Annotated in this window: 15 protein-coding genes; 3 read left to right on the top strand and 12 right to left on the bottom strand. The window is 34.6% G+C overall.

All coding sequences use genetic code 11. The features are described from left to right. Positions 1-603 carry a SprT-like domain-containing protein gene (locus EKL97_RS03185; RefSeq protein WP_126568086.1) on the bottom strand — a complete coding sequence of 201 codons (603 nt, stop codon included), beginning with the start codon at positions 601-603 and terminating at the stop codon, positions 1-3. A gap of 19 nt (positions 604-622) precedes the next feature. Then, a complete protein-coding gene (locus EKL97_RS03180; RefSeq protein WP_126568085.1) occupies positions 623-1,300 on the bottom strand; it encodes an SDR family NAD(P)-dependent oxidoreductase in 678 nt (225 codons plus the stop codon). 131 nt (positions 1,301-1,431) lie between these two features. On the opposite strand from EKL97_RS03180, the gene EKL97_RS03175 reads away from it, so the two are divergent. Then, positions 1,432-2,010: a GNAT family acetyltransferase gene (locus EKL97_RS03175; RefSeq protein ID WP_126568083.1), complete on the top strand. Its 579-nt coding sequence runs from the start codon at positions 1,432-1,434 to the stop codon at positions 2,008-2,010. Here the strand turns inward: EKL97_RS03175 and EKL97_RS03170 are convergent. The 10 genes from EKL97_RS03170 to EKL97_RS03125 form a co-directional block, all read right to left on the bottom strand. Then, positions 2,003-2,983 carry a M28 family peptidase gene (locus EKL97_RS03170; protein ID WP_126568081.1) on the bottom strand — a complete coding sequence of 327 codons (981 nt, stop codon included), beginning with the start codon at positions 2,981-2,983 and terminating at the stop codon, positions 2,003-2,005. The two genes, EKL97_RS03175 and EKL97_RS03170, sit on opposite strands and share 8 nt — an antisense overlap. Positions 2,984-3,001: 18 nt before the next feature. Beyond that, positions 3,002-3,655, bottom strand: coding sequence for a hypothetical protein (locus EKL97_RS03165; protein ID WP_126568080.1), 654 nt, complete (start codon positions 3,653-3,655; stop codon positions 3,002-3,004). Positions 3,656-3,659: 4 nt separating this feature from the next. Further along, positions 3,660-4,709 (bottom strand): ATP-grasp domain-containing protein, encoded by a 1,050-nt coding sequence (locus tag EKL97_RS03160; protein WP_126458720.1) that lies wholly within the window; start codon positions 4,707-4,709, stop codon positions 3,660-3,662. A 22-nt stretch (positions 4,710-4,731) separates the two neighbouring features. Beyond that, a complete protein-coding gene (locus EKL97_RS03155; protein WP_126568078.1) occupies positions 4,732-5,442 on the bottom strand; it encodes an NRDE family protein in 711 nt (236 codons plus the stop codon). Further along, entirely contained in the window at positions 5,430-5,918 is a 489-nt protein-coding gene (locus EKL97_RS03150; RefSeq protein WP_126568077.1) for a DinB family protein, read from the bottom strand. Before EKL97_RS03150 ends, EKL97_RS03155 begins: the two co-directional genes overlap by 13 nt. A gap of 9 nt (positions 5,919-5,927) precedes the next feature. After that, positions 5,928-6,134: a hypothetical protein gene (locus EKL97_RS15770; protein WP_231507385.1), complete on the bottom strand. Its 207-nt coding sequence runs from the start codon at positions 6,132-6,134 to the stop codon at positions 5,928-5,930. A 186-nt stretch (positions 6,135-6,320) separates the two neighbouring features. After that, positions 6,321-6,779 carry a YHS domain-containing (seleno)protein gene (locus EKL97_RS03140; protein WP_126568075.1) on the bottom strand — a complete coding sequence of 153 codons (459 nt, stop codon included), beginning with the start codon at positions 6,777-6,779 and terminating at the stop codon, positions 6,321-6,323. Positions 6,780-6,781: 2 nt separating this feature from the next. Further along, the gene (locus EKL97_RS03135; RefSeq protein ID WP_126563371.1) at positions 6,782-7,381 is read right to left on the bottom strand and encodes a peroxiredoxin-like family protein; all 600 of its coding nucleotides are present in this window, start codon (positions 7,379-7,381) and stop codon (positions 6,782-6,784) included. An 80-nt stretch (positions 7,382-7,461) separates the two neighbouring features. Next, positions 7,462-8,139, bottom strand: a complete 678-nt coding sequence (locus tag EKL97_RS03130) for a Crp/Fnr family transcriptional regulator (RefSeq protein ID WP_126458705.1) — start codon at positions 8,137-8,139, stop codon at positions 7,462-7,464. A gap of 99 nt (positions 8,140-8,238) precedes the next feature. Then, positions 8,239-9,378, bottom strand: coding sequence for an acyl-CoA dehydrogenase family protein (locus EKL97_RS03125; RefSeq protein WP_126458702.1), 1,140 nt, complete (start codon positions 9,376-9,378; stop codon positions 8,239-8,241). Between the two features lie 88 nt (positions 9,379-9,466). Here EKL97_RS03125 and EKL97_RS03120 point away from each other — a divergent pair, with 88 nt between their 5' ends. Together EKL97_RS03120 and EKL97_RS03115 are read left to right on the top strand one after the other, a co-directional pair. Then, positions 9,467-10,537 carry an anhydro-N-acetylmuramic acid kinase gene (locus tag EKL97_RS03120; RefSeq protein ID WP_126568073.1) on the top strand — a complete coding sequence of 357 codons (1,071 nt, stop codon included), beginning with the start codon at positions 9,467-9,469 and terminating at the stop codon, positions 10,535-10,537. Between the two features lie 67 nt (positions 10,538-10,604). Further along, a complete protein-coding gene (locus tag EKL97_RS03115) occupies positions 10,605-11,831 on the top strand; it encodes a Glu/Leu/Phe/Val dehydrogenase dimerization domain-containing protein (protein WP_126451759.1) in 1,227 nt (408 codons plus the stop codon). Positions 11,832-11,906: the final 75 nt, after the last annotated feature.

The following is an 11,906-nucleotide window of genomic DNA, read 5'->3' as shown; positions in this document are numbered from 1 at the left end:
CTAGCTTGACCTCAACAACTCGACCTCAGCATTTGGATTAAATAAATACGTTCTTCCAGAACTCATTTCTAAACATTCGAAACGCTTGGTTCTGATCGCAATTTTCTTGAATATCTTTCCGTTTTGGATTCTAAAAACACTACCGTACGGAATTTCAAACACATAATTTTTATCATTTTGCTGATCAAATTGTTTCAAGGCTAATGCCAAAGCAGCATCAGTATCGCTGCTGGCTGTAGGATTTTTGAAATGTCTCGCCAACAAAGGCAACAATTGATTTGGGAAAATTTCTGGTCGAATATAAGGAATCATCAGCCTTTGAAAAGAATATTTCCACTCGTTTCCATGCGGTTTAATATTTCTACCGAATTTTTCAAACGCAACCAAATGTGAAATTTCATGAATCAACGTAATCAAAAACTTGTATTTATTGAGATTTGAATTTACCGTGATCTCATGCTTTCCGTTTAAGCCTTTTCGATAATCACCATGACGTGTCTGACGCTCGTTGACAATCTTAAGATGCACTTGATTAGCAACAATAAGTTCAAAAACGGGTTTTACCGCATGCTCTGGAATAAATCTGGCTAAGGTTTCGCTCAAAATAGACGTGAGTTATAAATTAAGGATTCGTAGAAGAAACTTGCAACACTTTACCATTGAAATATTTATTTCCAGTCAAAGTAAAATCATAAATATAATTCGCCATTTCGCCCGCTGATATTGGCGCTTGATATCCCGGAAAAGCTTCTGCCAACATTTCTGTTTGCACGGAACCCAAAGCCAAAACATTGAAAGAAACCCCGCGGTCTTTATATTCTTCAGCTAATAACTCTGATAACGTAATCACGGCTCCTTTACTTGAACTATACGCCGCTAATCCGGCAAACTTTAAACTTCCCTGAATCCCACCCATAGAACTTATGGTTACTACATGGCTTCCTTTTTGCAGATAAGGCAGGCAAATTCGAGTCAAATTAGCCACTCCAAAAACATTGACCTTATAGATGTTTTCAAAATCTTCCTGAGTCGTTTCTGAGAAAGGTTTCAACAATAAACTTCCGGCGTTATGAATGACTGCATCTATTTGTTTCCAAGACTTAGAAAGGAAATCACTTACTTTCACTAATTCCGATTCATTGGACAAATCAACTGAAAGACAGGTAATATTTTTGTTGCCCAATAAAGCTTGAGGAATCTTTCTGGATATGGCTAAGACTTGGTGTCCCGCATTGGCAAATTGCAATGCTAATTCAAATCCTATTCCTCTACTCGTTCCTGTGATGATGATATTTTTCATGTAGCAAAAATAAACAAAAACGACAAAAAAATAAGGCTTTATGCAAAGGATTGTTAGTACAATAAAAATTAAAAATTTCAGGAATTTTACTTATTTTTGACAAACAAAATTAACATCAGATTTTAAGAAAAATGACCAAAAGCATACAATTCGAAACTGCAAAAATGAGTGACATTGATGATGTATTGGTATTACAAGAATTGTATCTTGTAGTAAATTTATCCGAAGAAGAAAAAATTTCTGGATTTGTTACTACGCCATTTTCAATACTACAATTAACCGAAGTTATTCAAAAATCTGAATTATTTATTGCCAAGAAAAATAACAAAATCATTGCTTACATTTTTGCAGGAAGTTGGGAGTTTTTCCAACAATGGCCCATTTTCAATTACATGAGCTCCTTGTTTCCTGAATTACACTTTTTAGATTTTAAAATCACCACAACAAATAGTTTTCAATACGGACCCATTTGCATTCACAAGGAATACCGTGGCAGGGGATTGATCAAACCATTGTTTGAATTCATGAGAATACACATGGCACAAAAATATGCGTTGGGTTTGACATTTATCAATAAAATAAATATCCCGTCTATGAAAGCGCATACCGAAAAACTGAAATGGACCATTATTGGGGATTTTCAGTTCAATAATAATGACTATTCTATATTAGCGTATAATATGAATCAGCCGGTTTCTAAAACTATTTAAGCAATACGATTTCTTGTGTTGGCGTATTTGCCATTTGCGTTACAGCGGGTAATAATTCTTGAATAAAAGAAGTCATGTGAGGAATATCCATCGCTTTGAAATCATCCGAAACATGATGATAAAAGTCAAAATTTTCAAAATCGAATGTACTCACTGATTGGCAAGGCACCTTAAAAATATCATAAAAAGAGAAGTTATCGGATCTGTAAAATAATTTATATTCGGCTTCTTTTGGAAGAAAACCAATCGTATTTTTTCCAGTATATTCATTGATTTTACCTGCCATATTGGATTTATCAAAACCAGTAATATAAGCTAGATACGCTCTTTTCATTGGCACACCAATCATTTCAATATTGAATTGAGCATACAATTTAAAATCTTGCGCTTTCAGTTTTTTGGCTAAATGCTTAGAACCTAATAACCCTTTTTCTTCTCCTGCAAAAAATACAAAAAGAATACTTCGCTTATTGTTTTTGGCTATGCTAAAATATTTTGCCATTTCAGCAACTGCAGTTGTTCCTGAAGCGTCATCATTGGCACCATTGTTTATAAAATCTCCCTTCACTCCTTTTTTATCCAAGCCAATATGATCGTAATGTGCGCTTAGCATTATAAATTCATTTTTAAGAACCGGATCGTTCCCTTCAACAAAACCGACGATATTAAAAGCGGTTCCCTTAAAAGTGGATAATGTATCGCGATACGATTTGAAATAAGGTTTTACATTGTTGTCTTTAAAAAACTGCTCTAAATAATCCGCCGCTTTTACCATTCCTTCTTTTCCGGTTTCCCTTCCTTCCAGTTCATCCGAAGCTAAATATTTTAATGTTTTAGCAACGTCATTTTCTGATACTTTATAGTCAATATCAACTGGGTTTTTTTGCGTCTTACTAGCTGTTTGGGCAATAATAACTTGAGTTGACAGACAACCTAAGAAAATTAAAAAAAGAGATAGGAATGCTTTTTTCATGATATTGAGATTTCTATTTTATAAAAGGGTTTTATTTCGATAATATTTCTTGTAGACTTTACCCATTTGAACAAGAGCCAAAACCACAAAAAATGACGGAATTACTACTGGCATTACATATTGATAAAAACTGGTTGTGTTTTTAGATAAGGTATTTAATATCAAAACTAAACTTAACATCCCAAAAAATGTGCCTACCAAAGTTCCTGCAATATAATACAGTTTGAGCTTATTTACAATGGAAATATAATCCCCATTTATCAAATAGAGATTCCAGCCGGTCCAAAACGGCACTTGAAGAAAATTGATACAATTCAACAATACACCAATAAGGAAAGGAGAACACATAGCATAACTCTCTAAAATCCCTTGTTCTTCCATTATTTGACTGGAATTAGCATAAAAAGAATACCCTAAAATCAACAGAAAGAGAACGGCAAAAAAATCAATAATTTTCATTAATTTTTTATTGTTTACTAATTGCTTTGCGAAAATTAAAGTGAGATAAATTACAACCATCTCTACGAAAATCACTCCTAATAAAAAGAAACCCAAGCTATTCATTCCTAGCTTTGAATAGATTTCGAAACCTACAACATTCAAATAACCCAAGGGTATCGAGCCGATAAAACTCACTAAAAAACCAACAAAAATGTTCTTTAATGCCTTCATTATTTTAGAAATTTACAATTTTATAGCTTTGTTTCAGATGCATTCTGTATTCTTTCATCCCCTCTTTATGCCCTAAATATGGAGTGCCATTTTTATGGTTTGCCACACTTATTTCGTACATGTAGGTAATGTGACGCGCAAGTTCTTTCCAGGCAAAAAACAAAGAATTTTTTGGATCATAAATGTGGGTGGGCTCACTTGCAGCTCCATTCAGCTCCACAACTGAAAAGTTCAATCCTTGTTCTAATTCTTCAATAGTATTGTACATCACATCCATTCTCCCAAAGTAGAAACCAGGAATTTGCAAACACATTTCGTTAATAGTCTGTGTCAATTTTGGTGTGACCCAATGGCTTCCATCAATGAATTTTGCGCCTCGTGCATGATTCCCATACGGCACCAGATTCAATTTTTCTCCTTTTGGAAGAATCTCGAGTAGTTTTTTTCCGTATTCTTGTTTCAAAACCTTTAATTGCAGTTCGTATCGCGGATTTTCTTTGATTAATTCTTCTACGGTAGAGAATCCGGTTCCGGTAATAATCAGAAATTCTTTAGAAACAATTCCAGTAATTCTACCGGTTTTTTCATGAGGATAACGCACATAAAAAATCCCGACTTCATTGTCAAACGGAATTAAATCCTGCACTACATAATCAAAATTTGCTTTTTCAGCATATTCTTTTAAATCTTGAACATTGTTAATTTTTTTGACTCCGGAGCCTCGCAGTCCAATATCTGGTTTTGCAATCAAAGGATATTTTATTTTTGATACTTGAATCGTCTTTAAAATTTCTTCAAGAGTAGTTCCTTCTTTTATTAATTCCGTTTTTGGGTAATAGTGTTGTGGAATCAAATTGTAGATTTGTTTTTTGGACTCCATCATAAAACCGCCATTTTTTATGGTTGGATTAGACGCATTAAAGAAAAAAATAGATTTTGCCTTGATGGAATAATAGGACCAAAGAAAATAAATTGGAATATACACAATCTGGAAAGGCCAGTATTCCCAATGCGTAACTTTATAAAAAAATAGTTTGATTCGCCTGTTCGTCATAACTCGGGTCAATGTGTACGTATTAAACGGTGATAAATGAGGTCGAAAAATCCTGTTGCGCAATCAAATCGTAATGCAATATAGCAACTTTATTTTTTTCAATAACTGCTTGTGTAATGCTCAACGTTTTCATTTCGTCATTTCTATTGATAACCAAACCATTTTCATCATTTCCTTCTTCGGTGTAGCGATGAAAATCGTGCATTTTTAATTCGGAAATTTCAGGATTCTCATTCATAAAAGTGTAAAACCACTGCAAACGCTGTTCACGCATGGCTAATGAATATAACGTTGATGAAGACCAAATATGATTTTTACGTATGTCTAAAGATATTGTTTCTTTCTTTTTTCCGTTCCAGCGCAATTGAAAAAGAGCGTTGTTTTGAAATAAAACTAATGTAAAAGGTTCAATGTTTTCCAAATCAATTTCGCTCCAGAAATCCTTTGGCGATAAGCTACTGATCATCTCTAAAACAATCAAGCCACGGCTTTTTCGATATGGGAGCTGTACTTCATGCTTTTCATCCGCACCGTTTAAAAGTACCAAAATTACTCCGTCAGCATTAGCCACAAACCACGTTCCTCCTGCTTTTGGATCCTTTGGGAAAATAATATTTTTCCCGTTTACGGTATAACTTTTTGGAGGTATTGCACTGGGTCTTACTGTTTTTTCATCCCGATTGGAGGTAATGATAATTGTATCATTCGTTGCTACAAAACTTACTGTGCACATTGATTTCTATATTCGATGGTAGATCGGGCAACTCCAAAATTAGGGTCAATGATTACTGTTTCACATTGTAAAATAGCTACTTTTATAAGTGCTTGATGGTGAATACAATGTTCTAGATTATACAGTAATTCTCTGAAATAATTACTCTCAATTCGGATTTCCTCGCCATCAATAACTTGCAACAACTCGATATTTTTGTTTTTCTTGTTTAAATTTTGTTGAATCAAGACGATGTTTTCAATAGCAAAAGTCGTATCCGTTTGAATACGGGAATTTCGTTCTCTTTTGTCATAATTCACAATGCCTGAATCATATTGATTTTCTAAGCACTGAAACATTTCAAGAATATGTCTGGTATGCTCCCCAATACTTGCATTACTTAATTCCGCACAAGAATTTGAATATTCTTTTTGCGACAATTGATTCAGCAAATCAATCAGTTCGTTTAAACTATTATTAATAGAAGGTAGTAGCATATTTACGTTTTAATTCAACAAATTCATCACTTTAGTTCTGTCATTAATAATTAAAGTAGCGCAACAAAGAAAGGCAATTAGAGCCAAAATAAAAAGTGTCCCACCATCATTTTTAACTTCAAGCCTAAGCACAAACAGATGGGCAAAAACCGCACCAACCATAATTCCGCAACCCAATACAGCGTCAAACAAGAAAGTTCTTGGTATTAAGATCAAAATTACCACAATCAACTCGGCAATTCCAGTGCCAATTCGTCCATAAGGTTCTACCCCATAGTAGAAAAAACAGAAACCGATTCTTCACTCCCCGTAAATTTGAAGTTCAGCGTTTGGACTAAAATTACTGCTGTCGTAAATCTCAGCAATCAGAAAAACAGAGATAGTTTCATGATTTCTATTTTTTTAATTCACTATTTTATTCCAATTTACATCGGCCTTCATCATCAATCCAGATTCATTCTGGTTCCAGCTTTTCAATGTATTATTAAAAAAAGCATTGTAAAACAAATACAACTTCCCATTCTTTATTTTGAAAGTCTCCGGATTTATAGACACTTTTTCATTAGAATCTCCCATCGCAAAAGCACACCAACCTCCGTACTGCGGTTCAAATTTTGAAGGATTCTTTAAGAAATAGTCTTTATTTACTGGCATCGAAAAATAATAAACCACGCCTTCATGCAATGCTGTTATTTCTTTTTTGCCTTTCACTGCTTTTCCTTGTTTGAAATAAGCCACAGGATCATGTCCTTGAATAGCCACATTTTTTTCAAGATTAAAATGATCCATTCGTTTGCTGTCGTTTTGTGCAAAGCCAGAAAAAGCAAACAAAACGGTTAGAACAAACAGTACCTTTTTCATGACTATTTACTTAACGATTTTGCAACGGCTATCAACAAATCATTTGAAATTCTGTTTTTGAAATTTGGAGTGATGTACTCAAATTCAATTTCCGCATTTACATTTAAAATAAACACCGCCGGAACAGGCAAAAAAGAGCTATTTACTCCTTCAGAATCTTTATTGAGAATGGCTTTATAATTTTCTGGTGCTTGAAAAGCAATCCCAACCGCCTTCGACAATTCACCTGCACTGTCTGACAATAACAAATAATTTAACTTTTCTTTATCATCTGTACCTTTCAAGCTTTTTGGAGCATCGGGACTTATTGCGATAATTTGATATCCTAAATCCAACAATTCTTTTTCGGCTTCGGCCAAAGCGGCTAAATGAGCATTACAATACGGGCACCAACCACCACGGTAAAAAACTAAAACCGTTCTTTTCTTACTGATTAATTCCGTTACATTAACATCCTTATTTTCTACAGATTTCAAAGTAAAAGTAGGAATTTTTTCTCCAATAAGCAATGGAGCGATTTCTGTGGCTAATTTTGGTAAATTATTTTGAGCGTAAGCGGATAATCCAATTGCAAATAAGGCCAGACAAATTATTTTTTTCATAGTGTTACATTTTTAAGTTGTAAAACTACTGTACTATTTCGAACTGATTTGTCGGCTATGTTACAGTTCCACTAAATTAATTATAATGCACTGATGTCCGTTATAATAATTTCTCTCCTGCTGTAAACAATAGTACCATTCGTTTCCATTTCATTCAGTAATTGTGTAGTTGTTTGCCTCGAAGTGCATATAATTTGGGCAATATCATTTTGGGTCAGGTAATTTTCAATAACTACTTTATCACCTATTTTTTTTCCTTCTTTCTCTGCCCAATCTTTCAGGAACTGAAACAATCTGGTTCTGGCGTCTTTAGAAATCAAATTAGAATAACTGTTCTTAATGCGTTTCATCTTTAATCCTACAAACTTGGTGTAAGACAACGCCAAACTTGGATTTTGCAATAATAAATTTTCAAAATCCGACATTAGAAAACTACAGATAGCCACATCATCCGAAAGTACTTTTGCATATTCATTAGAGTGGCTGTCGGCTTCCAAAGCCAGTTCTCCAAATAAATCTCCTTTTTGAATAATATCTTTAATTGTTTCATTGCCGTCTTCATCAACTGCCACAATTTTTATATTCCCTTTTTTTAGCAGAAAAATTCTTGGCAAATCCGAAGAAGAAAAATAAATAATTTCGCCTTTCTGTGCTTTTTTAAAACCGGTGATGATACACAATTCCCTGATTTGTCCAAAACTCAACGTCCGGAATAATTTATGATCGCGCAAATACCAATATTTTAAATCTTCGTACATAAAAAAAAATTTCCGTAAATGTATTGAAAAAATGATTTGAAAAATAAAACCCTTTCAAATCATAACTTGAAAGGGTTTGTAAAATAGTATGCAATATAATTATGAAACTAATGTTCTTGAAATTACAATTCGTTGTATTTCAGAAGTTCCTTCGTAAATTTGAGTAATTTTAGCATCCCGCATCATTCGCTCCACATGATATTCAGCTACATATCCATTTCCGCCGTGAATTTGAATAGCTTCAATTGTAGTATCCATTGCCGTTTGAGAAGCAAATAACTTAGCCATAGCACCAGATTGCGTAATATCTTTCCCTTCGTCTTTTTCAGAAGCTGCTTTTAGAACTAGCATTTTTGCCGCCATAATTTGAGTAGCCATATCCGCTAATTTGAAAGCGATCGCTTGATGTTTGAAAATTTCCTTTCCAAAAGATTTTCTCACTTGAGAATATTTCAATGCTAATTCGTACGCTCCGGTTGCAATCCCTAATGCTTGGGAAGCAATCCCTATTCGTCCTCCGTTTAAAACTGCCATAGCAAAATTAAACCCAAAACCATCTTCTCCAATTCGGTTTTCTTTCGGAACTTTCACATCAGAGAACATCAAAGAATGCGTATCTGAACCACGAATTCCCATTTTCTTTTCTTTAGGTCCAATATCAAAACCCGCCCAACCTTTCTCTACGATAAAAGCATTGATTCCTTTATGTCCTTTTTCAATATCTGTTTGAGCAATTACAATATAGGTTGACGCTGAAGAACCATTGGTTATCCAGTTTTTAGTCCCATTCAACAAATAATGATCCCCTTTATCAAGAGCTGTTGTTTTTTGAGATGTGGCATCTGAACCCGCTTCTGGTTCTGACAAACAAAATGCTCCAATTACTTCCCCTTTTGCAAGCGGAACCAAATATTTCATTTTTTGTTCTTCATTGCAATATTTTTCAAGACCAGCACAAACTAATGAATTATTCACAGACATAATTACTGCCGCAGAAGCGTCAACTTTTGAAATTTCGGTCATAGCCAAAACATACGAAATACTATCTAAACCGGATCCACCATATTTAGGATCCACCATCATTCCCATGAAACCCAAATCAGCCATCATTTTCACCTGTTCAGTAGGAAACTTTGAATGTTCGTCTCTTTCTATAACTCCGGCTAACAGTTCTGCATTTGCAAAATCGCGTGCCGCTTGCTGAATCATTAAATGCTCTTCGGTTAGATTAAAATCCATATTTTTATTGTAAATTAAATGTTCTTAAATTTGTCGTCAAAAGTAATTATTAAATATTAGATTTCAAACGATTTCGTAAATTTAGCCAATGTTTAAAGAAAAGTATACAATTATAGGAGTCATGTCCGGAACTTCACTGGATGGTGTAGATTTGGCATATATTGTCTTTACTGTCAAAAACAATGAATGGGACTTTCAAATCCTGGAATCCGAAACGGTTCCGTATAGCATTGATTGGTTAAACAAATTGAAAATAGCTGTCGGTTTTTCTGAAACTGCTCTCGAAAAATTAAACCAAGATTACACGCAACTTCTGGCTGCTATCATTTCTGATTTCATCGAAAAACATGAAATAAAAAATCTCGATGCCGTTTGTTCCCACGGCCATACTATTTTGCATCAACCCCAAAACGGATTCACACTTCAAATTGGAAATTTGCCGGAAATTGCCCCTTTAATTAGCCAAACGGTTGTTTGTGATTTCAGAATTCAGGATGTGCAATTGGGAGGTCAAGGTGCCCCTTTGGTTCCTATTGGCGACCGCATTTTATTTTCTGAATACGAGTATTGCATGAATTTAGGCGGTTTTTCGAATGTGTCGTTTGAACAAAACAACAAAAGAATTGCCTTTGATATTTCACCGGTAAACACTGTTTTGAATTTTTATGCCAATAAACTGGGATTAGATTATGATGACAAAGGCAGTATTTCGAAAACAGGAATTTGCAACAAAGATTTAGTACAGGAATTAAATGCGTTGGATTTTTACCAAAAGAAACATCCTAAATCGTTGGGTTTTGAATTTGTAAAAGAAACCGTTTTACCTATTATAGAAAGCTATTCCATTTCCATAAAAGACAAATTACACACGTTCACGGAACACGTGGCGCTGCAAATTGCGGTGGCTTTACCCAATAAAAAAGGAAGCCTTTTCATAACTGGCGGTGGCGCTTACAATGATTTTCTGATGGAGCGCATTCAATGTCATTTACCGGAAATGAAAATTATTATTCCATCAACTAAAATTCTGGAATTTAAAGAAGCGTTGATTTTTGCATTACTCGGCGTTTTAAAATTACGAGGCGAAATAAATGTATTGAGCAGCGTTACAGGTGCAAAATCAGATCACAGTTCGGGAATTATTTATTCTCCAAAATAAAACTAAAAATACAGATTTCACATTATTCTATTTTTTATATTTGCCAAAATTAAATATATCGCAACAAATGAAAGATTTATTAAAGAAATTCGAAAATAAAGAACCTGAAATAGTTTTCCATTGGAAAGATGCTGAAACTGAAGCTGAAGGATGGACAGTCATCAATTCGCTACGTGGTGGCGCTGCCGGTGGCGGTACTCGTATGAGAAAAGGGCTGGATATGAATGAAGTGTTATCTCTGGCAAAAACCATGGAAGTGAAATTTTCGGTTTCCGGGCCAGCTATTGGCGGCGCTAAATCTGGAATTAATTTTGACCCGAATGATCCAAGAAAAAAAGGCGTTTTACAACGCTGGTATAAAGCCGTTTCTCCATTATTGAAAAGCTATTACGGAACCGGTGGCGATTTGAATGTGGATGAAATTCATGAAGTAATTCCCATGACGGAAGAATGTGGCGTTTGGCATCCTCAAGAAGGCGTTTTCAACGGTCACTTCAAACCGACAGAAGCAGATAAAATCAACAGAATTGGACAATTGCGTCAGGGTGTGGTGAAAGTGATTGAAAATCCAAAATTCTCACCAGATGTTTCCAGAAAATATACTATTGCTGATATGATTACAGGTTATGGCGTTGCCGAAGCCGTTCGTAATTATTACACGATTTATGGTGGCGATGTAAAAGGAAAGAAAGCTATCGTACAAGGTTTTGGAAATGTCGGTTCAGCTGCCGCATTTTACTTAGCCGAAATGGGTGCTAAAGTAATTGGTATTATCGACAGAGATGGTGGATTAATAAAGGAAGAAGGATTCACTTTTGAAGAAATTAGAGCTTTATTTTTGGCCAAAGACGGAAACAAACTGGTTGCTGAAAACATGATTCCTTTTGAAGAAATCAATCAAAAAATATGGACAATTGGTGCTGAAATATTCACTCCATGTGCCGCCTCCCGATTAGTCACTCAATCACAAATTGACAGCTTAATTGCAAATGGGCTTGAAGTAATTTCTTGTGGTGCAAATGTTCCCTTTGCTGACACAGCAATATTTTTCGGTCCAATTATGGAAGATGTAGATCATAAAGTGAGTTTGATTCCTGATTTTATTTCTAATTGTGGTATGGCTCGTGTTTTTGCTTATTTCATGGAAAAGAAAGTACAAATGACGGATGAAGCTATTTTTCAAGACACTTCAGAAATTATTAAAAAAGCGATTGAAAAAGCGCATAATTTGAATCCCAGTAGAACAAATATTAGCGCCACCGCTTTTGAAATCGCATTAAAGCAGCTTACTTAAAATACAATCGTATTCTTTAACCCGTTGGGTGTAATTCAATTTGTTTAATTTTTTAACCACATAGAAACATAGATT

The sequence above is a fragment of the Flavobacterium sp. LS1P28 genome, from assembly GCF_003970335.1.
GTDB lineage: Bacteria > Bacteroidota > Bacteroidia > Flavobacteriales > Flavobacteriaceae > Flavobacterium.
The sequence above is the reverse complement of the archived record's forward strand: the minus strand, read 5'-3'. Positions and strand labels throughout refer to the sequence as shown.

Bases quoted from the DNA above. Each gene is read 5' to 3' on its own strand.
- EKL97_RS03180 (WP_126568085.1), bottom strand. From the start codon at position 1,300: ATGAAAAATATCATCATCACAGGAACGAGTAGAGGAATAGGATTTGAA.
- EKL97_RS03175 (WP_126568083.1), top strand. From the start codon at position 1,432: ATGACCAAAAGCATACAATTCGAAACTGCAAAAATGAGTGACATTGAT.
- EKL97_RS03170 (WP_126568081.1), bottom strand. From the start codon at position 2,983: ATGAAAAAAGCATTCCTATCTCTTTTTTTAATTTTCTTAGGTTGTCTG.
- EKL97_RS03165 (WP_126568080.1), bottom strand. From the start codon at position 3,655: ATGAAGGCATTAAAGAACATTTTTGTTGGTTTTTTAGTGAGTTTTATC.
- EKL97_RS03160 (WP_126458720.1), bottom strand. From the start codon at position 4,709: ATGACGAACAGGCGAATCAAACTATTTTTTTATAAAGTTACGCATTGG.
- EKL97_RS03155 (WP_126568078.1), bottom strand. From the start codon at position 5,442: ATGTGCACAGTAAGTTTTGTAGCAACGAATGATACAATTATCATTACC.
- EKL97_RS03150 (WP_126568077.1), bottom strand. From the start codon at position 5,918: ATGCTACTACCTTCTATTAATAATAGTTTAAACGAACTGATTGATTTG.
- EKL97_RS03140 (WP_126568075.1), bottom strand. From the start codon at position 6,779: ATGAAAAAGGTACTGTTTGTTCTAACCGTTTTGTTTGCTTTTTCTGGC.
- EKL97_RS03135 (WP_126563371.1), bottom strand. From the start codon at position 7,381: ATGAAAAAAATAATTTGTCTGGCCTTATTTGCAATTGGATTATCCGCT.
- EKL97_RS03130 (WP_126458705.1), bottom strand. From the start codon at position 8,139: ATGTACGAAGATTTAAAATATTGGTATTTGCGCGATCATAAATTATTC.
- EKL97_RS03125 (WP_126458702.1), bottom strand. From the start codon at position 9,378: ATGGATTTTAATCTAACCGAAGAGCATTTAATGATTCAGCAAGCGGCA.
- EKL97_RS03120 (WP_126568073.1), top strand. From the start codon at position 9,467: ATGTTTAAAGAAAAGTATACAATTATAGGAGTCATGTCCGGAACTTCA.
- EKL97_RS03115 (WP_126451759.1), top strand. From the start codon at position 10,605: ATGAAAGATTTATTAAAGAAATTCGAAAATAAAGAACCTGAAATAGTT.